This is a genomic window from Azospirillum sp. TSH58, from assembly GCF_003119115.1.
Lineage (GTDB): Bacteria > Pseudomonadota > Alphaproteobacteria > Azospirillales > Azospirillaceae > Azospirillum.
In genome coordinates this window covers 2469348-2489302 of the sequence record NZ_CP022364.1, presented here as the reverse complement: position 1 = coordinate 2489302, position 19955 = coordinate 2469348, and the positions used below count along the sequence as shown (strand labels likewise).

At 65.5% G+C, this 19955-nt stretch carries 19 protein-coding genes and 4 tRNA genes; 7 read left to right on the top strand and 16 right to left on the bottom strand.

The window, feature by feature from the left end; all coding sequences use genetic code 11:
- Positions 1-5: 5 nt before the first annotated feature.
- From rpoB to TSH58p_RS15200, 11 genes are all read right to left on the bottom strand, one after another.
- Positions 6-4199, bottom strand: a complete 4194-nt coding sequence (rpoB, locus tag TSH58p_RS15250; RefSeq protein WP_109469262.1) for a DNA-directed RNA polymerase subunit beta — start codon at positions 4197-4199, stop codon at positions 6-8.
- A gap of 233 nt (positions 4200-4432) precedes the next feature.
- Positions 4433-4807, bottom strand: a complete 375-nt coding sequence (gene rplL, locus TSH58p_RS15245) for a 50S ribosomal protein L7/L12 (RefSeq protein ID WP_014241048.1) — start codon at positions 4805-4807, stop codon at positions 4433-4435.
- A gap of 57 nt (positions 4808-4864) precedes the next feature.
- Entirely contained in the window at positions 4865-5383 is a 519-nt protein-coding gene (gene rplJ / locus TSH58p_RS15240; protein ID WP_109469261.1) for a 50S ribosomal protein L10, read from the bottom strand.
- A 267-nt stretch (positions 5384-5650) separates the two neighbouring features.
- Complete coding sequence (gene rplA / locus TSH58p_RS15235) at positions 5651-6352, bottom strand: 50S ribosomal protein L1 (RefSeq protein WP_109469260.1); 702 nt, start codon at positions 6350-6352, stop codon at positions 5651-5653.
- A gap of 4 nt (positions 6353-6356) precedes the next feature.
- Positions 6357-6791: a 50S ribosomal protein L11 gene (gene rplK, locus TSH58p_RS15230; RefSeq protein ID WP_014241051.1), complete on the bottom strand. Its 435-nt coding sequence runs from the start codon at positions 6789-6791 to the stop codon at positions 6357-6359.
- A gap of 134 nt (positions 6792-6925) precedes the next feature.
- Positions 6926-7456: a transcription termination/antitermination protein NusG gene (gene nusG, locus TSH58p_RS15225; protein ID WP_038526785.1), complete on the bottom strand. Its 531-nt coding sequence runs from the start codon at positions 7454-7456 to the stop codon at positions 6926-6928.
- A gap of 5 nt (positions 7457-7461) precedes the next feature.
- Entirely contained in the window at positions 7462-7659 is a 198-nt protein-coding gene (gene secE, locus TSH58p_RS15220) for a preprotein translocase subunit SecE (RefSeq protein WP_035675069.1), read from the bottom strand.
- 69 nt (positions 7660-7728) lie between these two features.
- Positions 7729-7804: transfer RNA gene (locus TSH58p_RS15215), tRNA-Trp, on the bottom strand.
- A gap of 153 nt (positions 7805-7957) precedes the next feature.
- Entirely contained in the window at positions 7958-9148 is a 1191-nt protein-coding gene (gene tuf, locus TSH58p_RS15210; RefSeq protein WP_014241041.1) for an elongation factor Tu, read from the bottom strand.
- A gap of 81 nt (positions 9149-9229) precedes the next feature.
- Positions 9230-9303: transfer RNA gene (locus tag TSH58p_RS15205), tRNA-Gly, on the bottom strand.
- A 64-nt stretch (positions 9304-9367) separates the two neighbouring features.
- Positions 9368-9453: transfer RNA gene (locus TSH58p_RS15200), tRNA-Tyr, on the bottom strand.
- Positions 9454-9597: 144 nt separating this feature from the next.
- Here TSH58p_RS15200 and rlmB point away from each other — a divergent pair.
- Positions 9598-10449 (top strand): 23S rRNA (guanosine(2251)-2'-O)-methyltransferase RlmB, encoded by an 852-nt coding sequence (gene rlmB, locus TSH58p_RS15195; RefSeq protein ID WP_109067680.1) that lies wholly within the window; start codon positions 9598-9600, stop codon positions 10447-10449.
- A gap of 91 nt (positions 10450-10540) precedes the next feature.
- Positions 10541-10616 (top strand) — tRNA-Thr (locus TSH58p_RS15190).
- A gap of 74 nt (positions 10617-10690) precedes the next feature.
- On the opposite strand, the gene TSH58p_RS15185 is transcribed toward TSH58p_RS15190, so the two are convergent.
- The gene (locus TSH58p_RS15185; protein WP_109067681.1) at positions 10691-11056 is read right to left on the bottom strand and encodes a hypothetical protein; all 366 of its coding nucleotides are present in this window, start codon (positions 11054-11056) and stop codon (positions 10691-10693) included.
- Positions 11057-11077: 21 nt separating this feature from the next.
- Complete coding sequence (locus TSH58p_RS15180) at positions 11078-11686, bottom strand: IS701 family transposase (protein ID WP_109067682.1); 609 nt, start codon at positions 11684-11686, stop codon at positions 11078-11080.
- 220 nt (positions 11687-11906) lie between these two features.
- On the opposite strand from TSH58p_RS15180, the gene TSH58p_RS15175 reads away from it, so the two are divergent.
- A protein-coding gene (locus TSH58p_RS15175) for an IS5 family transposase (RefSeq protein ID WP_371732423.1) occupies positions 11907-12772 on the top strand; the annotation gives its coding sequence in 2 pieces (ribosomal slippage) (positions 11907-12263 and positions 12266-12772; 864 coding nt in all).
- 30 nt (positions 12773-12802) lie between these two features.
- On the opposite strand, the gene TSH58p_RS15170 is transcribed toward TSH58p_RS15175, so the two are convergent.
- Positions 12803-13615, bottom strand: a complete 813-nt coding sequence (locus tag TSH58p_RS15170; RefSeq protein ID WP_158282536.1) for a methyltransferase domain-containing protein — start codon at positions 13613-13615, stop codon at positions 12803-12805.
- Positions 13616-13991: 376 nt separating this feature from the next.
- On the opposite strand from TSH58p_RS15170, the gene TSH58p_RS15165 reads away from it, so the two are divergent.
- Both TSH58p_RS15165 and TSH58p_RS15160 read left to right on the top strand, forming a co-directional pair.
- Positions 13992-14450, top strand: coding sequence for a hypothetical protein (locus TSH58p_RS15165; RefSeq protein WP_109067684.1), 459 nt, complete (start codon positions 13992-13994; stop codon positions 14448-14450).
- A gap of 95 nt (positions 14451-14545) precedes the next feature.
- A complete protein-coding gene (locus TSH58p_RS15160) occupies positions 14546-14818 on the top strand; it encodes a hypothetical protein (protein ID WP_109067685.1) in 273 nt (90 codons plus the stop codon).
- A gap of 162 nt (positions 14819-14980) precedes the next feature.
- On the opposite strand, the gene TSH58p_RS15155 is transcribed toward TSH58p_RS15160, so the two are convergent.
- Positions 14981-15553 (bottom strand): polysaccharide biosynthesis/export family protein, encoded by a 573-nt coding sequence (locus TSH58p_RS15155; RefSeq protein WP_094306334.1) that lies wholly within the window; start codon positions 15551-15553, stop codon positions 14981-14983.
- A gap of 234 nt (positions 15554-15787) precedes the next feature.
- A complete protein-coding gene (locus tag TSH58p_RS15150; protein WP_109067686.1) occupies positions 15788-17092 on the bottom strand; it encodes an outer membrane beta-barrel protein in 1305 nt (434 codons plus the stop codon).
- 865 nt (positions 17093-17957) lie between these two features.
- Here TSH58p_RS15150 and TSH58p_RS15145 point away from each other — a divergent pair.
- Both TSH58p_RS15145 and TSH58p_RS15140 read left to right on the top strand, forming a co-directional pair.
- Positions 17958-18398: a MarR family winged helix-turn-helix transcriptional regulator gene (locus TSH58p_RS15145; RefSeq protein WP_109067687.1), complete on the top strand. Its 441-nt coding sequence runs from the start codon at positions 17958-17960 to the stop codon at positions 18396-18398.
- 188 nt (positions 18399-18586) lie between these two features.
- A complete protein-coding gene (locus TSH58p_RS15140) occupies positions 18587-19843 on the top strand; it encodes an ABC transporter substrate-binding protein (protein ID WP_109067688.1) in 1257 nt (418 codons plus the stop codon).
- Positions 19844-19955 lie beyond the last annotated feature (112 nt).

The following is a 19955-nucleotide window of genomic DNA, read 5'->3' as shown; positions in this document are numbered from 1 at the left end:
TGGGCTCAGTACGACCGCTGGTTCAGCTCGACGTTCAGGCCCAGGGAGCGCAGCTCCTTGACCAGAACGTTGAAGGACTCAGGGATGCCCGCCTCGAAGTTGTCGTCGCCGCGGACGATCGCCTCGTAGACCTTGGTGCGGCCGGACACGTCGTCCGACTTGACCGTGAGCATCTCCTGCAGCGTGTAGGCGGCGCCGTAGGCTTCGAGCGCCCACACTTCCATCTCACCGAACCGCTGTCCGCCGAACTGGGCCTTACCGCCGAGCGGCTGCTGGGTGACCAGCGAGTAGGGACCGATCGAGCGCGCGTGGATCTTGTCGTCCACGAGGTGGTGCAGCTTCAGCATGTAGATGTAGCCGACGGTCACCTTGCGGTCGAAGGCCTCGCCGGTGCGCCCGTCGATCAGGGTGACCTGACCGGAGCGGTCCAGGCCCGCCTTCTCCAGCTGCTGGCAGATGTCCTCCTCGCGCGCGCCGTCGAAGACCGGCGTGGCGAAGGGGACGCCCTTGCGCAGGTTGCCGCCCAGCTCCAGAAGCTCGCCTTCGGTCATGTCGGCGATCTGGTCGTCGTAGACCTTCTGGCCGTAGGCTTCCTTCAGCGTGATGCGCAGGCCCTCCATGGTCTGGGCGGCGTCGCCGCGGCCCTTCATGGCGAGGCGGTACTGGTCGATGGCGCGGCCGATCTGCTTGCCGAGGCCGGCCGACGCCCAGCCCAGGTGGGTCTCCAGGATCTGACCGATGTTCATGCGCGACGGCACGCCCAGCGGGTTCAGCACCAGATCGACCGGCTGGCCATCTTCCAGGTACGGCATGTCCTCCTGCGGCAGGATGCGGGACACCACACCCTTGTTGCCGTGGCGGCCGGCCATCTTGTCGCCCGGCTGCAGCTTGCGCTTCACCGCGACGAAGACCTTGACCATCTTCATCACGCCCGGCGGCAGCTCGTCGCCGCGCTGCAGCTTCTCGACCTTGTTCTCGAAGCGGTTCTGCAGCGCCTGGATCGAGTCGTCGAAGACCTTGCCCAGGCTCTCCACCGTCTCCATCACCTGCTCGTCGGCGATGGAGATCTGGCGCCACTGGCCCTTGGTCAGGTTCGCCAACTCGGCGTCGGTGAGCACCGTGCCGGCCTTCATGCCCTTCGGACCGGACTGCGCGGTCTGGCCGAGGATGACCTCCTTCAGGCGGGTGTAGAAGCTGCGCTCCAGGATCGCGCGCTCGTCGTCGCGGTCCTTGGCCAGCTTCTCGATCTCGGCCCGCTCGATCGCCAGGGCGCGCTCGTCCTTGTCGACGCCGCGGCGGCTGAAGACGCGGACCTCGACGATCGTCCCGGCGACGCCCGGCGGCAGGCGCAGCGAGGTGTCGCGGACGTCGGACGCCTTCTCGCCGAAGATGGCGCGCAGCAGCTTCTCTTCCGGAGTCATCGGGCTTTCGCCCTTCGGCGTCACCTTGCCGACCAGGATGTCGCCCGGACGGACCTCGGCGCCGATGTAGACGATGCCCGCCTCGTCGAGGTTCTTGAGGGCTTCCTCACCGACGTTCGGAATGTCGCGGGTGATTTCCTCCTGGCCCAGCTTGGTGTCGCGGGCCATGACCTCGAACTCCTCGATGTGGATCGAGGTGAAGACGTCGTCCTTGACGATGCGCTCGTTGATGAGGATCGAGTCCTCGAAGTTGTAGCCGTTCCACGGCATGAAGGCGACGAGCACGTTGCGGCCCAGCGCCAGCTCGCCCAGCTCCGTCGAGGGGCCGTCGGCGATGATGTCGCCGGCCGCCACGCGGTCGCCCACCTTCACCAGCGGACGCTGGGTGATGCAGGTGTTCTGGTTGGAACGCTGGAACTTCAGCAGGTTGTAGATGTCCACGCCCGGCGCGGTGGCGTCGGACGAGTCGGTCGCCCGGACCACGATGCGGGTCGCGTCGATCTGGTCGACGATGCCCTTGCGCTTGGCGACGATGGTCACGCCGCTGTCGCGGGCCACCGTGGCCTCCATGCCCGTGCCGACCAGCGGCGCGTCGGCCTTGACCAGCGGCACCGCCTGACGCTGCATGTTCGAGCCCATCAGCGCGCGGTTCGCGTCGTCGTTCTCGAGGAACGGGATCAGCGCCGCGGCGACGGAGACGAGCTGCTTCGGCGACACGTCGATCAGGTCGATGGCCTCCGGGCGGAACATCAGGTACTCGCCGCCCTGCCGGCACGACACGAGGTCGGCGGCGAAGCGGTTGTCCGCGTCCAGCTCGGCGTTGGCCTGGGCGACGACGTAGCGGCCCTCCTCCATGGCGGAGAGGTAGACCACCTCGTCGGTGACGATGCTGTCGCGCACCTTGCGGTACGGGCTCTCGATGAATCCGTACTGGTTCACGCGGGCGTAGGTCGCCAGCGAGTTGATCAGACCGATGTTCGGGCCTTCGGGCGTCTCAATCGGGCAGATGCGGCCATAGTGCGTCGGGTGCACGTCGCGCACCTCGAAGCCGGCGCGCTCGCGGGTCAGACCGCCCGGGCCGAGGGCCGAGAGACGACGCTTGTGCGTGATCTCGGACAGCGGGTTGGTCTGGTCCATGAACTGCGAGAGCTGCGAGGAACCGAAGAACTCGCGCACCGCCGCCGCCGCCGGCTTGGCGTTGATCAGGTCGTGCGGCATGACCGTGTCGATCTCGACCGAGCTCATGCGCTCGCGGATCGCGCGCTCCATGCGCAGCAGGCCGACGCGGTACTGGTTCTCCATCAGCTCGCCGACCGAGCGGACGCGGCGGTTGCCGAGATGGTCGATGTCGTCGATCTCGCCGCGGCCGTCCTTCAGGTTCACCAGGACCTTGAGGATCGACATGATGTCCTGCTTGCGCAGGACGCGGACGCTGTCCTCGGTCTGGAAGTTCAGGCGCGCGTTCATCTTGACGCGGCCCACCGCCGACAGATCGTAGCGCTCGCTGTCGAAGAACAGGCCGGCGAACAGCGCCTCGGCCGACTCCAGGGTCGGCGGCTCGCCCGGACGCATGACGCGGTAGATGTCGATCAGCGCGTCCTCGCGGGACGCGTTGCGGTCGGCGGCCATCGTGTTGCGGATGTAGGCGCCGACGTTGAGGTGGTCGATCGCCAGCACCGGCAGCTCGTCCACGCCGGCCTTCTCCAGCTTGTCGAGGTCGCTGGCCGACAGTTCGTCACCGGCTTCGAACAGGACTTCGCCGGTCCGCTCGTTGATGATGTCGACGGCGAGGTAGCGGCCGGTCAGCTCCTCGGTGGAGACGAGCTGCTCGGTGAGGCCGCCCTCGACCAGCTTCTTGATCAGGCGCGGCGTCATCTTGGTGCCGGCCTCGGCGACGACCTGGCCGGAGGTCGCGTCCACGAGGTCGGAGGCGACCTTCACGCCCTTCATGCGGTCGGCGTTGAAGGGGGTCTTCCAGCCGCCCGACGCGCGGGTGTAGGTGATGGTATCGTAGAAGAAATTGAGGATCTCTTCCTTCGCCATGCCCTGCGCCTCGTAGGGCAGCAGGTCCTTCTTCTGGGCCTTGCGCTCCGCGCGCAGCGCCTCGGTCTCCGCGCCGTCCAGGGCGAACAGCAGCGTGGTGGCCGGCAGCTTGCGGCGGCGGTCGATGCGCACGTAGACGAGGTCCTTGGCGTCGAACTCGAAGTCCAGCCAGGAGCCGCGGTACGGGATCACGCGGGCGGCGAAGAGATACTTGCCCGACGAGTGGGTCTTGCCCTTGTCATGGTCGAAGAAGACGCCCGGGCTGCGGTGCATCTGCGAGACGATGACGCGCTCGGTGCCGTTGATGATGAAGGTGCCGTTGGCCGTCATCAGGGGCATGTCGCCCATATAGACGTCCTGCTCCTTGATGTCGCGGATCGAGCGCAGGCCCGTGTCCTCTTCCACGTCGAAGACGGAGAGGCGCAGGGTCACCTTCAGCGGGGCGGCGAAGGTCATGCCGCGCTGCTGGCACTCCTCGACGTCATACTTCGGCTGCTCAAGCTCGTACTTCACGAAGTCGAGGACGGCGCGGTCGGAGAAGTCCTTGATCGGGAACACCGACCGGAACACCTCCTGCAGACCCAGGTTGGCCCGCTTCTCCGGCGGGACGTCCATTTGCAGGAAGTGGTCGTAGGAGCTGCGCTGCACCTCGATGAGGTTGGGCATCTGGGTGACTTCCGGGATGCGCCCGAAGCTCTTCCGAACACGCTTTCGACCCGTAAAGGATTTGGCCATGGATGTCCCCAAACGTCAGAATCGTGAGTACGCTCGACCAGAAGCACGCGAACCAGGGTGCTCGCCGCGACGCGGCGATGATCGCGCGGCCCGCCCCTTATGCAGGGACGGAAAGAGCCGGACCGAGAAACCCGGTCCGGTGGAAGGCAGAAAACGCCGTGCGGCGGCGGGCCCCCTCGGGGACCAGCCGCCGTCCGGCGTGGATATGTCTTATCCGTCGCAGCAAGACGGTCTTACTTAATATCGACCTTCGCGCCGGCCTCTTCAAGCTGCTTCTTGATCTTGGCGGCCTCGTCCTTCGACACGCCTTCCTTGACCGGCTTCGGAGCGCCTTCGACCAGGTCCTTGGCTTCCTTCAGGCCCAGGCCGGTGATGGCGCGGACTTCCTTGATCACGTTGATCTTCTTGTCGCCGGCATCGGCGAGGATCACGTTGAACTCGGTCTGCTCTTCGACCGGGGCGGCGGCGGCGGCCGGACCGGCGGCGGCAACGGCCACCGGAGCGGCGGCGGAGACGCCCCACTTCTCTTCCAGCAGCTTCGACAGCTCGGCGGCCTCGATGACGGTCAGGGCCGAGAGATCGTCGACCAGCTTCTGCAGATCAGCCATTTTGATGCTCCAACAACTCGATGTTCTGGGATGGGTAGACAGCTAGACGGGTGCGGCTCAGGCCGCCTCGTCCTTCTTCGCGTAGGCCGCCAGCACACGGGCGACCTGGCCGCCCGGAGCCTGGAGAACGCCGGCGATACGGGTCGCCGGGGTCTGGATCATGCCCACGAGCTTGGCGCGCAGTTCGTCCAGCGACGGGAGCGTGGCGAGAGCCTTCACTCCCTCCACGTCGAGGATCTGGTCGCCGAGAGCGGCACCGACGATCTTCAGCTTCTCGTTGGTCTTGGCGTAGTCGGCCACCACCTTGGCGGCCGCCACGGGGTCCTTCGAGTAAGCGATCGCGGTCGGCCCCTTGAAGAGACCGTCCAGACCTTCGAACTGCGTGCCCTGAAGGGCGCGGCGGGCGAGCCGGTTCTTCGTCACCTTGAAGCTCGCGCCCGCGGCCCGAATCTTGCCACGCAGGTCGGTGACTTCCGCCACCGTCAGGCCCAGATGGTGGGTGACCACCACCAGGCCCGTGTCCTGGAGCTTCGACTGCAGGTCCGCGATCGTCGCTTCTTTTTGTGTACGATCCACGGATCGCCTCCTTGCACAGAGGTTTACGAGAGGCCCCTTCCCTTGCGGTCGGGAGCCCCGGCGAACCTGTCCCAGAAGTTCGAGCCGTTCCTGAACCGCGGGCGGGCCCGCGTGGTTAACGGTTCAACTCCTGTCTGCTCTGGCGGGTTTAAGCCTCTGTCTCCGGAGAAACGCGGGCACCAGCGGTCTTGGACAGGGTGGGCGCCCCCGCAGGGACACCCGATCGCCGCCGGTTCCCGAGGGAGCCGGCGGCGAAACTCAGGTCACTCAGGCCGTGGCGGCCAGAGTGGACAGATCCAGCTTCAGGCCCGGGCCCATCGTCGAGGACAGCGAGACCTTCAGCAGGTACTGGCCCTTGGCACCGGTCGGCTTGGCGCGGGTGATGGCATCCACGAAGGCGCGGATGTTCTGCACCAGGGCCTCTTCCGAGAAGCTGGCCTTGCCGACGCCGGCGTGCACGATGCCGGTCTTCTCGGCGCGGAACTCCACGGCGCCGGCCTTGGCGGCCTTGACGGCGCCGGCCACGTCGGGGGTCACGGTGCCCAGCTTCGGGTTCGGCATCAGGCCGCGCGGGCCGAGGACCTTACCGAGCTTGCCGACGACGCCCATCATGTCCGGGGACGCGATGCAGCGGTCGAAGTCGATGTTGCCGGCCAGGATCTTCTCGGCCAGATCGTCGGCGCCGACGATGTCCGCGCCGGCGGCCAGGGCGTCGTCCGCCTTGGTGCCCTTGGCGAACACGGCGACGCGCACGGTCTTGCCGGTGCCGTTCGGCAGGTTCACGACGCCGCGGACCATCTGGTCGGCGTGACGCGGGTCGATGCCCAGGTTCATGGCGATTTCGATGGTCTCATCGAACTTCGCCTTGGGCAGGCCCTTCAGCAGGGTGACGGCGCCTTCCAGGGAGTAGAGCGCCTCGCGGTCGACCTTCTTGTAGGAATCGGTCAGACGCTTGCCGAGCTTCGCCATGGGATCAGCCCTCCACCACTTCGAGGCCCATCGAGCGGGCGGAACCAGCGATCATGCTCGCGGCCGCCTCGACGTCGTGGGCGTTCAGGTCCTTCATCTTCTTCTCGGCGATGTCACGAATCTGGGTCTTCGTGATCTTGCCGGCGAAAGCGCCCTTGCCGGTGGTCTGCGAGCCCTTGTCGATGCCAGCGGCCTTCTTCAGGAAGTAGCTGACCGGCGGGGTCTTCGTGACGAAGGTGAAGGTACGGTCGCCGTAGGCGGTGATGACCACCGGGATCGGCATACCGACTTCGAGGTCCTGCGTCTTGGCGTTGAACGCCTTGCAGAACTCCATGATGTTCAGGCCGCGCTGACCGAGCGCCGGGCCGATGGGCGGCGACGGATTCGCCTTGCCGGCCGGAACCTGCAGCTTGATGAAGCCGACGATTTTCTTTGCCATGTCACAACCTCCAGATACGACGCCTCGATACGCTGTCCGGCGTCGCGGGGCTTTGCGGTGCGGCTATGGCGGGCCTTCCGCAGCAGAAAGGAGCACATGACTGTTCATCATGTGCCCCGGGAAAACTGTTGGTCTCAGACCTTCTCGACCTGGGTGTATTCCAGCTCGACCGGCGTGGAGCGGCCGAAGATCGACACCGCCACCTTGAGGCGGGCCTTTTCCTCGTCGACTTCCTCGACGATGCCGTTGAAGGAGGTGAAGGGGCCGTCGCTCACACGAACCTGCTCGCCCACCTCGAAGGTGATCGAGGGCTTGGGGCGCTCAAAGCCTTCCTGCACCTGATGAATGATCCGCTCGGCTTCGCGCTGGCTGATCGGCTGCGGCTTGCCGCCGCCACCCAGGAACCCGGTGACCTTCGGCGTGTTCTTCACGAGATGCCAGGACTCGTCCGTCAAATCCATCTTGATGAGGACGTAGCCGGGGAAGAACTTCCGCTCGGTGTTGATCTTGGAGCCCCGGCGCACTTCGACCACTTCCTCGGTCGGCACCAGGATTTCTTCGAACTTGTCTTCCAGACCCTTCTGCGCCGCCTTCTCGCGGATGGCCTGGGAAACCTTCTTCTCGAAGCCCGAATAGACGTGAACGACGTACCAGCGCGCGGCCATGGCGATCAGGCTCCCAGCCCAAGGATCATACGGACGGCGAAGGCCAGCACCTGATCCACGACGAGGAAGAACAGCGAAGCCAGCACCACCATGACGAACACCATGGCGGTCGTCACGCCGGTTTCCTTGCGGGTCGGCCAGGTGACCTTGGCCACCTCGCGGCGGACGTCGCGCGCGAATTCTGCGGGGTTCACTTTTGCCATCGTAGACCGTGCGGGCTCCGGTGCGACGTGTAGGGCGCGGTCAGCGACCCGTTCTTGTTCGGTACGGCGTGGCAGGAGTGGAGGGGCTCGAACCCCCAGCCCCCGGTTTTGGAGACCGGTGCTCTACCAATTGAGCTACACTCCTATCGCCGCAGGCTCTACCCCCGGCGGGGAGCGGAGCTTATAGCGCATAGCCGCGTGGCTTGCTAGCCTTTTTATCGGCCGGCATGCCGAAATCGACAGGGATCAACCCCGCCGCCGAACCATGGGGGAACGGCGGCGGGATCGACTCCTCAACTTACTTGATGATCGAGGCGACGACGCCGGCGCCGACGGTCCGGCCACCCTCGCGGATGGCGAAGCGCAGGCCCTCGTCCATGGCGATCGGAGCGATCAGCTCGACTTCCATGGAGATGTTGTCGCCCGGCATCACCATCTCGGTGCCTTCCGGCAGCTTCACCATGCCCGTCACGTCGGTCGTGCGGAAGTAGAACTGCGGACGGTAGTTGGTGAAGAACGGCGTGTGACGGCCACCCTCTTCCTTCGTCAGGATGTAGGCCTCGGCCTTGAAGGTGGTGTGCGGCGTGATGCTGCCCGGCTTGGCCAGAACCTGGCCGCGCTCGACGTCCTCACGCTTCGTGCCGCGCAGCAGCGCGCCGATGTTGTCGCCAGCCTCACCCGAGTCGAGCAGCTTGCGGAACATCTCGACGCCGGTCACCGTGGTCTTCACCGTGGTCTTCAGACCGACGATCTCGACTTCCTCGCCGACCTTGACGATGCCACGCTCGACGCGGCCGGTCACCACCGTGCCGCGGCCCGAGATCGAGAACACGTCCTCGATCGGCATCAGGAACGGACGGTCCTTCGGACGCTCCGGCTGCGGGATGTACTGGTCGACCTCGGCCATCAGCTTGAGGATGGCGTCACGGCCGATCTCCGGCGAACGGTCCTCCAGAGCGCACAGCGCCGAGCCCTTGACGATCGGAATGTCGTCGCCCGGGAACTGGTAGGAGGACAGCAGCTCGCGCACCTCCATCTCGACCAGCTCGAGCAGCTCCGGATCGTCGACCATGTCGACCTTGTTCATGAACACCACCAGCGCCGGCACGCCGACCTGGCGGGCCAGCAGGATGTGCTCGCGGGTCTGCGGCATCGGGCCGTCGGCGGCCGACACGACCAGGATCGCGCCGTCCATCTGCGCGGCGCCCGTGATCATGTTCTTCACGTAGTCGGCGTGGCCCGGGCAATCGACGTGGGCGTAGTGGCGGTTGGTCGTCTCGTACTCGACGTGGGCGGTCGAGATCGTGATGCCACGGGCCTTCTCTTCCGGCGCCTTGTCGATCTGGTCGTAGGCGGTGAAGGTCGCGCCGCCGCTCTCGGCCAGCACCTTCGTGATCGCCGCCGTCAGCGACGTCTTGCCGTGGTCGACGTGGCCGATCGTGCCAATGTTGCAGTGCGGCTTGTTCCGCTCAAACTTTGCCTTCGCCATCGCTTTGGTCTTTCGTTCCCGACGTTCCGGACGCACACAATGGCCCGGCCGAGACCGACATTTCCCTTAGCGCGGGGGGATTGGAGCGGGTGAGGGGAATCGAACCCCCGTCGTAAGCTTGGAAGGCTTCTGCTCTACCATTGAGCTACACCCGCCTGCCACGCCCCGCCCGGCGCTATCGACCGGGAACTGCGATCACGGACAAGCCGTGGAATGTAGTGGTGGAAGGGGCTGGATTCGAACCAGCGTACGCGTACGCGGGCAGATTTACAGTCTGCTGCCTTTAACCACTCGGCCACCCTTCCTCAGGCCCGCTGCGGGACATGCCCGCCGCGGAGTTCGGCACTATGAGAATTTTTCAGGCCTTGTCAACACGTCTGAAGCAGTCCAAACCAGAAAACTGTGAATAACCGCGGCGGGCTTAGCCCCGCCCCCTCCAGCCGGACACCATGACCCGTTCGAAGAAGCCATCCGCGCCCCACGGCCAGCCCCCTGCCCCGGCCAAGAGCCACTCTCCGTCCCACCGCGAGTCGCGCGGCGACCGCCCCTCCGGGCGCGGCGCGCAGGGCGTCCTGCTCTACGGCCTGCACCCGGTTTCGGCGGCGTGGCTGAACCCGGAGCGGCGCATCCACCGCCTGATCGCGACCGAGGCGGGCCGCGCCGCGCTGGAGCCGGTGCTGGCCCAGGCCAAGGCCCGCGGGCTTCAGCGGCCGAGCCTGATGCCGGCCGACCGTAACGACCTGGACCGCATGCTGCCGCCGGGCGCCGTGCACCAGGGCGTGGCGGTGGACGTAGCCCCTCTGGAAGAGTTCGGGATCGAGGACCTTTGTGCGGAGGCCGATTCGGACCCGTCGGCGCTCATCGTCGTCCTCGACCAGGTGACCGACCCGCACAACGTCGGCGCCATCCTGCGCTCCGCCTCGGCCTTCGGCGCCAAGGCGGTGGTGGTGACCGAACGCAACGCGCCGGAGACCACCGGCGTGCTGGCCAAGAGCGCTTCGGGCGCGCTGGAGTCGGTGCCGCTGGTGCGCGTGACCAACCTCGCCCGCGCGCTGGCCGACCTCCAGCAGGCCGGCTTCTGGACCGTCGGCCTCGCCGAGTCGGGGCAGAGCACGCTCGCCCAATGCAACCTGACGGGCCGCACCGCGCTGGTGCTGGGGGCGGAAGGCGCCGGGTTGCGCCGCCTGACCATGGAGCGCTGCGACGTCATCGCCCGCCTGCCGACGCAGGGGCCGGTGGGCAGCCTGAACGTGTCCAACGCCGCCGCCGTCGCCCTCTACGAGGTCGCCCGGCTGCGCTGACACGTCGCCGAGCGCGCCGCACAGGTGAGGCTTGCCGCGCACCGCGGGGGACGCTAGTGTAGGCGCCCGCCGCGGTCTGGCCGGGCGGCACGCCGGTTTAGCTCAGTTGGTAGAGCAGCGGTTTTGTAAACCGAAGGTCGCGGGTTCGAGCCCTGCAACCGGCACCAATGAATTTAAGGGGTTAGAGGCCGCTGCGGAGGGGCTTCACCCATCCTGTTTGTGTTACGGCAGCCACTTAGTCCTACAGTTGAGGCTGCTCGGTCATGAAATGGCGGCCCCAGTGATACGACCGGGCGACGGCCTGATGGGTTCGCCGCCACACCGACCAACTGAGGATCAGGGCGAGCCCGGGTGGACACTGCCTCTGGAAGGCGGTGATGAGGTGGCGGGTCCTGCAAGCGGAACAGGCGCAACCGGGCCCAGTCGGAATAGCGCTGCCCCTTGGCGCGACGCCGGCGCTCAGCCGTTTCCAGCCATCCTCGGTCACGAGGCCGGCCAAGGCCGAGGCCTTGAGATGGAGGAACTTGCGCTCAGCGGTCAGGACGTTCATCACCTCGTTGCCGCGCACCGCCAGCACGTAGGGAATCCCGCGCTGCTCCAGCAGCACGCGCAGGCTCTTGTCCGAGCCTTAAAGCGCGTCCGCCGCCACCCAGCCGCACGGCACGCCGGCATCCAGGGCCTGCGCGATCATCGCCCGCGCCATCGCCGGCTTGGTGGCGAACGCCACGTCGGCCGGGATGCGGCCCTCGCGCCGATGCGCGTCGTCCAGCCAGCCCTCGGGCAGGTCGAGCCGACGGTCGACCAGCGCGTGGCTGCGGTCGGTGGCGTAGGCCAGGTACACGCCAACCTGGCAGTTATCGGTACGCCCGGCGGTGCCGGAGTATTGCCGGGCTACGCCCACGGAGTGCTCGCCCTTCTTGAGGAAGCCGGTTTCATCGACGATGAGCACACCATCACGGCCGAGTTGCTCGACGACGGAGGCGCGGCATATGTCTCGGACGCGATCCTGGTCCCACAGCACATGGCTGCGCACCCGCTGCGTGCTCCAGGGCCGGGCGTCGCCGATCTGTTCGGCCAGTTGCCAGCCGTTCTTGCGCTTGGCGCCGCCGAGCAGCCCTTCCGGGTACTTGCGGGCCTGCCGACGCGGCTCGGCACGCGAGAACTCACCAGAAATGCGGCCGAACAGCTCATCGAGCCGCGCCGGCCAACCCGGCAACACATCCAGAGCTCTGCTCATGGGAGCCTCCAAAAAGCGGAGACTCTGTTCAACAGTTCGCACCCTTCAGCCTCTCAGGCTCAACTGTAGAATTCGGCTCTGGTCTGTTCTTGCGCGGGACTTCCATATGCCATTGGTTCCGTGGCCGCCGATCAACCGTACGCGAAGACTGCTTTTGTGCTTGCTTGGGTTCTGTCTGACGGCCAGTTGACGTCGGTCTGATGGGCCCGACATGGCAGGAATGGCAGAGCGACAGACAGGACTGCGTCGTTACGAGCTGAGCGACGGACAGTGGGAGCGGATTGCGGATTTGATGCCGTGCTCCGGTCCGCGGGGCGGTGACCTTTGGCGCGATCATCGTCAGATGGTGAACGGGCTGATGTGGAAGCTGAACACCGGGGCACGGTGGCATGACATTCCGGAGCGCTATGGGCGGAGGCAGACCGTATACGACCGCTTCGTCCGGTGGCGGCGTGACGAACTGTTCGATCGCGTGCGCCTGCAACTGGATGAGGAGGTGCGGATCAATGCGGAGCTGTGGTGCATTGATGGCACCAACATCCGGGCCAGGCGATCGGCCGGCGGCGGAAAAAAGGGGCCGCGGAGGAACCAGACGACCATGCGCTCGGCCGCTCGCATGGTGGCTTCGGGACCAAGGTCCATCTGGTGACCGATGCCAACGGCCTGCCGCTGGCGGCTGTACTCAGTGCCGGGCAACGCCAGGAACTGCCCTTCGCCATCGCCACTCTGGAGGCGGTGCGCCTGCCCTCCCGGCGCGGGCGCCCGCGAACCAGACCGCGGCGCTTGGCCGGCGACAGAGGCTACAGCGCCAACTGGTTTCGCCAGCACCTGCGCGGGCGCGGCATTCAACCGGTCATCGCCATGCGCGACGACAAGCGCAGACGCAAACGGCCAGGGCGCCCGCCCCACTTCGACCGTGAGGCCTACCGACGTAGAAACGCCGTCGAGCGCGGCATCGGATGGCTGAAAGGCTGTCGATCCGTCGCCACCCGACACCACAAGCTCGCCGTCGACTACATGGCTATGCTCAAGCTTGCCATGATACAGCACTGCCTCCGCTGTAGCAGGCTGTCAGACAGAACCTGAAACTATTAACGCAAGCGCGGCAATAACAGTTTAATCTGTAATAATTTCTGAAATTTCTCTGATGATTTTTTTGGACAAGTCAATTCGTTTCAATGGAATTCCATTGCCATTAAAACTTAAGCTAACATAGAATTCTGGGCCATTGCCTTCGCAAAAGCAATTTTCTCTTAGTCTCACCGCTCCAATTTCATGGAGATCATTGATGATCAAGCGAAAGCTGCTCGGTGTAAAGCGCCATGAATGGCAGTCATTATAGGCATCACTGGCTTCCGCTGAGTGAAACGCAGCAAGAGCTTCCGGAAGGGTGTGAATAAAATCCAACTCAACGGGACAGCCATGTGGCCACACGATGTGGCCATTGCGTCCCACTGCATAAGCCATATGATCAAAGAGCTTTCCCGATGCGTGCTTTTTCGGTTGCTTCAAATGAACATCCAGCATTTCACCCACACTAGAGAGTGACTGGAAGAGATCGAAGCAGTTTCTTTTATCCGGAACAACTAAAACAAGCGCACCCTCTGGCTTCAGCAACGTCTCACAATCTTTAAGAAAGCCGATAAAATCAACGCAATGCTCAATCATATGCGATGCAACGATGTAGTCGAAGCATTTTTCGTCACCAACCGCCTTAGATACAGGACCACCAAACGTCACATAATCTACATCTTCAATATAATCGGGACCTAGACCATGCAACTCTCGGAGATGATCATGGCTTGCATAATCGGCTATGCGTATATTGTAGCCATTCTTCTTGGGTAGTACAGGATTATAACTTGCTCCGATCTCCAGGCCGTATCCGTTAGTATCTATCATCGACCTGACAATCGCGTTTCTATCCATTTTCTCATCTCCTAATGGCCCATTGCGTCGGCACCCAGCCATCGGCCTTTTTCAGCTTGGTGCCGCCCTTTCTCCAACTTTTAATAATTTATGATGATAATTTATCCACTCAAAGAAGAAAATGTGATCCCCGTGCCGCGTTTGAAACGTCCATTAGAAACTTTCCACCACAGTCTATGATGCTGATTAGGTACTTGCTGTGCTATAAGCGATCATCCTGGCTCCAGTTCTGGACCTGCTAAGCGTTTGGGCAACTGCCAACCAACCTCATCCGCGAGACAACCCACTGAGCTAAAAAGACAAACCGGAAACTGACTCAGCGAGGCCACCAGCGCCACCTGCTCATCCGTCGTCGGACTGATCCTCAATCATCTCCATGCCACACCACCCGTCCATCGGCTCCCTGATCCCGACCGGTTCCGGCGTCATCGACGCGGAGCACGGCGCCATCCTCGATCTCCTGTCGGCGATGACCGCAGGCGGTCCGGTCGGGTTGGCGGAGCTGACCGCGCTCCGGCGCGAGGTGGCCGAGCATTTCGCCACGGAAGCGGCGGAGATGGCCGTTCTGACCGCCGAGCGGCGGGAGCCGCACGAGCACGCCCACCGCCACTACCTCGCCGGCATCGATGCCTTGATCGAGACCGCCGAGCGTGGCGATCCGCTGACCGACGACGACGCGAATCGGCTGATGCTGTGGTTCATCGTCCATTCCAACACCGCCGACACCGAGCTCGTGGAGGCCACCCGGCGGGCCGGCGACGAGCCGCCGATGATCTCCATGGACGACTGGCTCGACAGCCTGGACGAGGCCGACCGGGACGCCCTGCGCTCCTGAAACGGCCGCGCCGCCCCGTCCGGGCGGAACCGTGCCTCCAGGCCCCGGTTGGGAGAAGGGACGATCCTTCCACGCAACCGACCCAGGGTTCCCCCATGGACAAGCCCGACACCCCCAACGCCGGGGCGCAGCGCCTGCGCGACGCCATCGACAAGGGCCTGACCGGCGACAAGATCCCCGCCTCGGACCCCGCGGCGGCCCCGCTGGGCACCGACGACGAGGCGGCGGGCACCCGGCCACCCCCCACCGCCAGCGCTCAGGATGCCGCCGCTCCCGACGCCCGCGCGCCCTCGGGCCACTCCAAGGGAGCCGACGCCTTCCGCAAGGGCGATCTCCCCTTCGGCGAGGGCACCCGCGACGACGGGTGAGCGCTGCGGCGACGACCTCGGGACACAAAAAATGTCCCTCCTCCCGGCGGGAAGAGGGACATCGTCATGGCGTCGAATGGTGGCGGGGCGGCTGCCCCAGTCTTCCGAAACAAATGGGCCGTCTGATGGACCGTCTGGCGAGTGTTCGGAACCCGGCGCCGATCAGAAATAACGCTCCGGCACGCGCAGCACGTCGTCGGGCATCACTGGGGTGGTGATTGGGGCGCGGCGCAGCTCCTTCTTGGGATCGGCCCCGCGGGTGATCAGGACGTAGTCCTCCTTGGCGCGGTAGGTGTAGCCGCCGGCCATCGCCACCGCGGACAGGGCGGTCATGCCGTTGACATACTGGTACTGGCCGGGGTTGCGGACCTCGCCCAGGATGAAGAAGGGCCGGTGGTTCAGCACCTCGACGCTGACCTTGGCGTCGCGGACGTAACCCTGCGACAGGCGCTTGGAAATGTCGGTCTCCAGTTCGCGCGGGGTGTGGCCGCGGGCCGTCACCTCGCCGATCAGCGGCATGGCGACCTTGCCCGAACCGTCGACGCGGAACTCGCCGGAGAGCTGCTCCTCGCCGAAGACGATGACGCGCAGCGCGTCGCCGGCCCCCAGGCGGTAATCCGTCATCTGGGCGACGCCCGGCGGTTCGAGAGGGGCATCCTGGCCACCGGCGCAGCCGACCATCGCGGCGGCGACCACGGTCATTCCGAGCGCGCGGAACACGTTACGTCGATTCATCCCTAACCCTTCTCCATAGCTCGTGAGGACATCGGGCCCGCCAGCCCGTGGACGGAGCGGCCGAACCCTGAGCGGTCACGGAGGGAGACTAGCAACTCGCACGCGCTTGGGAAAAAGTGGAGAGGAAGTAACGCCAACGGAGGAAAAGGATTCGCGTCACCGTATAGGCGGAAATGCAAAAGGGGCGCCCATCGGCAGATGAGCGCCCCTCTGTGCATGCTTCAGACGAACTGATTACATCTGAGCGCCGACGCGCAGATAGACCAGATTGTCGGAGTAATCGAAACCACTGAGGTTCGAGTTACGCTTTTCGTAAGTATAACCGCCATTCACGAAGACATAGCGGCTGAGCTGGTAGCTGGCGCCGGCCCCCAGCGTGTAGACGTCGTCGGTGCGGTCCACACCGTTGAAGTCGTCCTGGCGCCACTGGACGCGGGCGTTCAGCAGCAGGGTGCGCAGAAGCTCGTGATCCACGCCGACGGCGGCGACGGTGCGGTTGTAGCTCGACGCGATCTGGCTGCCGCGGGCGTAGGTCGATTCGCGGACCTGACGGCTGAGCGATCCGGTGACCGAGGTGAGCTGGGTCACCGACCAGTTCAGGCGGCCGCCCACGGCCAGACCGCCGAAATCCTTCAGCGTCGGATCGTCGTACGTCCGGCTCAGATAGCCGGCATAGATCTCGCCGTTGATGAGGCCGGTGAGGTCGGTGGACAGGCCGCCGACGACCTCGTAGCCGTCCGAGTCGCGGTTGACGCCGCCGAAATCCGGGGTCAGCCGGTAGCGGGTCCAGTTGTAGGAGCCCTGGACGAAGGCCTCGTAACCCTGGATGAACTCGTAGCCGGCGCGGGCGGTGCCCGTGTAGCTCCAGCGGTCGCGGTCCTCCTGCGACTCCGTCCGCCCGCTGGTCAGCTCGGCGTCCTGGTAGGAGGTGTACTGGGCCCCGCCGGTCAGGCGGACGCGCAGGCGGTTGAAGCGCTGGTTGAACGACGCCTCGCCGCCGTGGGTGAAGTAGTTCACCGGCTCCGCGAAGCGCGGCACCACGGTGCCGGTTCCCAGCGACACGTCGAAGTTCGGGTCGGACCGCCCCTCGTGGTCGCGGCGGCTGAACAGCAGGCCGCTGACCGAGCTGTCGCGGGTGATGTCGTAGCGGCCGTCCACCTGCGCCCGGTAATCGGCGTAGTTCTCCGACGAGTAGTCGAAGAAGCGGCCGATGTTGCCGGAGGCCGAGAAGTTCAGGGCGTGGTTGTTGAAATCCGAACGCACGTCGACGCGCGGCTGGGTGACCCAGATGAAGTCGTCGCGGGTGTCGTTCTCGGTCGCGAAGACGTTGCTTTCATAGGTCAGGCCGGTCTCGATGCGCGGCAGGATACGGAACGATCCGGCGCGGATGCCGAGCTGTTCGACCTCCGGACGGCGGCGCTCCAGCACGGTTTCACCGGGCTGCAGTTCCTGGGCGCCCACCGGCGTGGCCGCGGGCAGCGCCGTCAGCACGGTGGGCGCGAGCGCGAGGGCGAGGAAGGACAGGGAGCTGGGCTTCATGGGTCACCGCGCAAGGCTGAAATCAGTGGCTCGTATCGGGCGGCCGAATGGCCTCGGAATGTGCATTCGCCGCTCCGGCAGAAGCGGACAGTCGCTGCAAAGACAACTCATGGCGTGATGTCCGTGCAACAGTGAAGCCGTTCAGCCGTGGTTTTTGCCCGCCCCTGTGTTGTTGGCGCAACAAGACTTGCGTCAGACGGGCACTCTATTGCCATACGCCCGCATCATTAGAGCTAAGGTCATACGACCACGAAGGCACACGCCCCCGGTTCGGGAACCAGCCATCGGCGGCATCCGTTCACGCAAGGGCGGTCCGGAGCCGCGCCAACCCGAACCATGAGGACGCGCCGAGCATGACCAGAACCCTGACCACTCCCCCGCCGCCCAAATCACCGCGCCACCCGGGTGACGATGTCGTGATGCCGCCCTACACACCGGGGAGTGTTCCGCCACCCGATGGCGACCTGCCGAAGTCCGACCGCGAAAGGACTCCGCCACCGAACACTTACCCGCCGAAACAAAACCCATAATCGAAATACGGGCAACCCTCTGGTAGGACCAAAACACACCCGCATATGCAGATTGCAGCCTAGTCCCCCGGCAAGATTCTTGAAACGCGCGACTCATCTTCGTTCGCGAGTGCTTTTCATTGCAAATAGTGAAGGGGCTTAGACTGTGGCTCTATGCCGCAGCAACGAGCGTTGCCTATTGCGACTTCCACCCCTAGGCTTCAAAGCGAAGCCTGCTGCATTTGGCGCAAGCCCGGGAACATTCCCCGGGTTCGGCGCCGAACCTGTCGCACGGTGTTCCGCCGACACCCGCCGCAACCGGAAACGGTCCGGCTCCGCAACGCTCGTGTGCGCCCATGGATCAGATCGCCCATCCTCCGACCGACGATTACCTGCTGACCGGGCAGGCGCACTATCGCCTTCGCCGGGCCCACCAGCGCGCGTCCTCCATCTTCATGGACATGATCGGCGACTCCCAACTCACCCCGACCCAGTGGGGCGCCCTGGTCACGCTGCGGACCGAGGGGTCGCTGTCGCAGAACCAGCTCGGCCGGCTGACCTTCATGGACCCGGCGACCACCCAGGGTGTGATCCTGCGTCTGGTCGAGCGCAAGCTGGTGGAGCGCCAGCCGGACCCGCAGGACCGGCGCCGCACCAGCGTCAGCCTGACCCGCGCCGGCCAATCGCTGGTCAGCACCCTGCTGGCGAACGCCACCCGGGCGCATCACCGCACGCTGGACCCGCTGACCCCGGAGGAGCAGGCGACCTTCCTCATGCTCCTCTCCCGCCTGATGTGAGGCCGGCGGCTCCGGCACCGGTCCGCGAAAAACAGGTCTGGTGAAAACCGGTCTGGTGAAAACCGGCTTGGTGCGGCGCAACGGAACGGTGACTTTTGCGGTGGGTTTGCTATGAACGCAGACATTGCGTTCACGCTGCCGTTCCATGCGTTCACGCAGCCGCCAACCGCGCCGGGATACCGCCGACCATGAACCGCCGCCATCTCCTGCTTGCGCCGGGCGCTGCCGCCCTCGCCACCGCCCTGTGGATCGCCGCGCCGTCGGCGTCCCACGCCCAATCCGCTCCGGCTCAATCCACTCCGGCCCAATCCGGCGGCCAGCCGATTCGCGTCGGCGAGATCAACAGCTACACCGGCCTGCCGGCCTTCACGGTCCCCTACCGCCAGGGCTGGCAGCTCGCGGTCGAGGAGGTGAACGCGGCGGGCGGCCTGCTCGGCGGACGCAAGCTGGAGGTCGTCTCCCGCGACGACGCCGGCAAGCCGGACGACGCCGTGCGCGTGGCGCAGGAGCTGCTGTCGAACGAGAAGGTCGAGCTGCTGGCCGGCACCTATTTCTCCCATGTCGGGCTGGCCGTGGCCGACTTCGCCGCGCGCAACAAGGTGCCCTTCGTGGCGGCGGAACCGCTGACCGACGCCATCACCTGGACCAAGGGCAACCGCTACACCTTCCGCCTGCGCCCCAGCACCTACATGCAGGCGGCCATGCTGGTGGAGGAGGCGGCGAAGCTGCCGGCCAAGCGCTGGGCCACCGTCGCCCCCAACTACGAATACGGCCAGTCGGCGGTGCAGTGGTTCCGCCAGCTCCTGTCGGAGAAGCGCCCGGACGTCGAGTTCGTGGCCGAGCAGTGGCCGGCCCAGGGCAAGCTGGAGGCCGGGCCGACCGTGCAGGCGCTGGCCGCGGCGAAGCCCGACGCCATCTTCAACGTCACCTTCGGCGCCGACCTCGCCAAGTTCGTGCGCGAGGGCGAGGGGCGCGGCCTGTTCCGCAACCGCACCGTCGTCAGCCTGCTGACCGGCGAGCCGGAATATCTCGACCCGATGAAGGACGAGGCGCCGGAGGGCTGGATCGTCACCGGCTACCCGCAGGAGCAGATCGACACGCCGGAGCACAAGGCCTTCCGCGAGGCCTATGCGAAGCGCTTCAACGAGCCGCCGCGCCAGGGCTCGGTCGTCGGATACGCCACCTTCAAGGCCATCGCCGCCGCCGTCGAGAAGGCCGGTTCCACCGATCCGGAGAAGGTCGTGGACGCGCTGTCCGGCCTGCCGCTCTCCAGCCCCTTCGGCCCGATCACCTTCCGCGCGCTCGACCATCAGGCGACCATGGGCGCCTATGTCGGCAAGACCACGGTGAAGAACGGCCAGGGCGTGATGACCGGCTGGCGCTACGCCGACGGCGCGGACTATCTGCCGTCCGACGAGGCCGTCCGCAAGATGCGCCCGGAGTAAGGGCGGAGTCTTGCCCCCACCCTTCCCACGGCTGCGCCGCGGGCCCCTTCCCTCCCCCGCTCCGCAGGAGAGGGAAATTTAGTCCCCTCCCCTGCAAAGCGGGGGAGGGCTA

Coding starts and splice junctions, on each gene's coding strand:
- nusG (WP_038526785.1), bottom strand. CDS start 7,456: ATGGCCGCGCGCTGGTACGTCGTTCACGTCTATTCGGGCTTCGAGAAG.
- TSH58p_RS15170 (WP_158282536.1), bottom strand. CDS start 13,615: ATGGATAGAAACGCGATTGTCAGGTCGATGATAGATACTAACGGATAC.
- TSH58p_RS15145 (WP_109067687.1), top strand. CDS start 17,958: ATGGATCAGATCGCCCATCCTCCGACCGACGATTACCTGCTGACCGGG.
- TSH58p_RS15140 (WP_109067688.1), top strand. CDS start 18,587: ATGAACCGCCGCCATCTCCTGCTTGCGCCGGGCGCTGCCGCCCTCGCC.
- TSH58p_RS15165 (WP_109067684.1), top strand. CDS start 13,992: ATGCCACACCACCCGTCCATCGGCTCCCTGATCCCGACCGGTTCCGGC.
- secE (WP_035675069.1), bottom strand. CDS start 7,659: ATGGCAAAAGTGAACCCCGCAGAATTCGCGCGCGACGTCCGCCGCGAG.
- TSH58p_RS15155 (WP_094306334.1), bottom strand. CDS start 15,553: ATGAATCGACGTAACGTGTTCCGCGCGCTCGGAATGACCGTGGTCGCC.
- rplK (WP_014241051.1), bottom strand. CDS start 6,791: ATGGCAAAGAAAATCGTCGGCTTCATCAAGCTGCAGGTTCCGGCCGGC.
- rpoB (WP_109469262.1), bottom strand. CDS start 4,199: ATGGCCAAATCCTTTACGGGTCGAAAGCGTGTTCGGAAGAGCTTCGGG.
- TSH58p_RS15150 (WP_109067686.1), bottom strand. CDS start 17,092: ATGAAGCCCAGCTCCCTGTCCTTCCTCGCCCTCGCGCTCGCGCCCACC.
- TSH58p_RS15160 (WP_109067685.1), top strand. CDS start 14,546: ATGGACAAGCCCGACACCCCCAACGCCGGGGCGCAGCGCCTGCGCGAC.
- rplL (WP_014241048.1), bottom strand. CDS start 4,807: ATGGCTGATCTGCAGAAGCTGGTCGACGATCTCTCGGCCCTGACCGTC.
- TSH58p_RS15180 (WP_109067682.1), bottom strand. CDS start 11,686: ATGAGCAGAGCTCTGGATGTGTTGCCGGGTTGGCCGGCGCGGCTCGAT.
- tuf (WP_014241041.1), bottom strand. CDS start 9,148: ATGGCGAAGGCAAAGTTTGAGCGGAACAAGCCGCACTGCAACATTGGC.
- rlmB (WP_109067680.1), top strand. CDS start 9,598: ATGACCCGTTCGAAGAAGCCATCCGCGCCCCACGGCCAGCCCCCTGCC.
- rplA (WP_109469260.1), bottom strand. CDS start 6,352: ATGGCGAAGCTCGGCAAGCGTCTGACCGATTCCTACAAGAAGGTCGAC.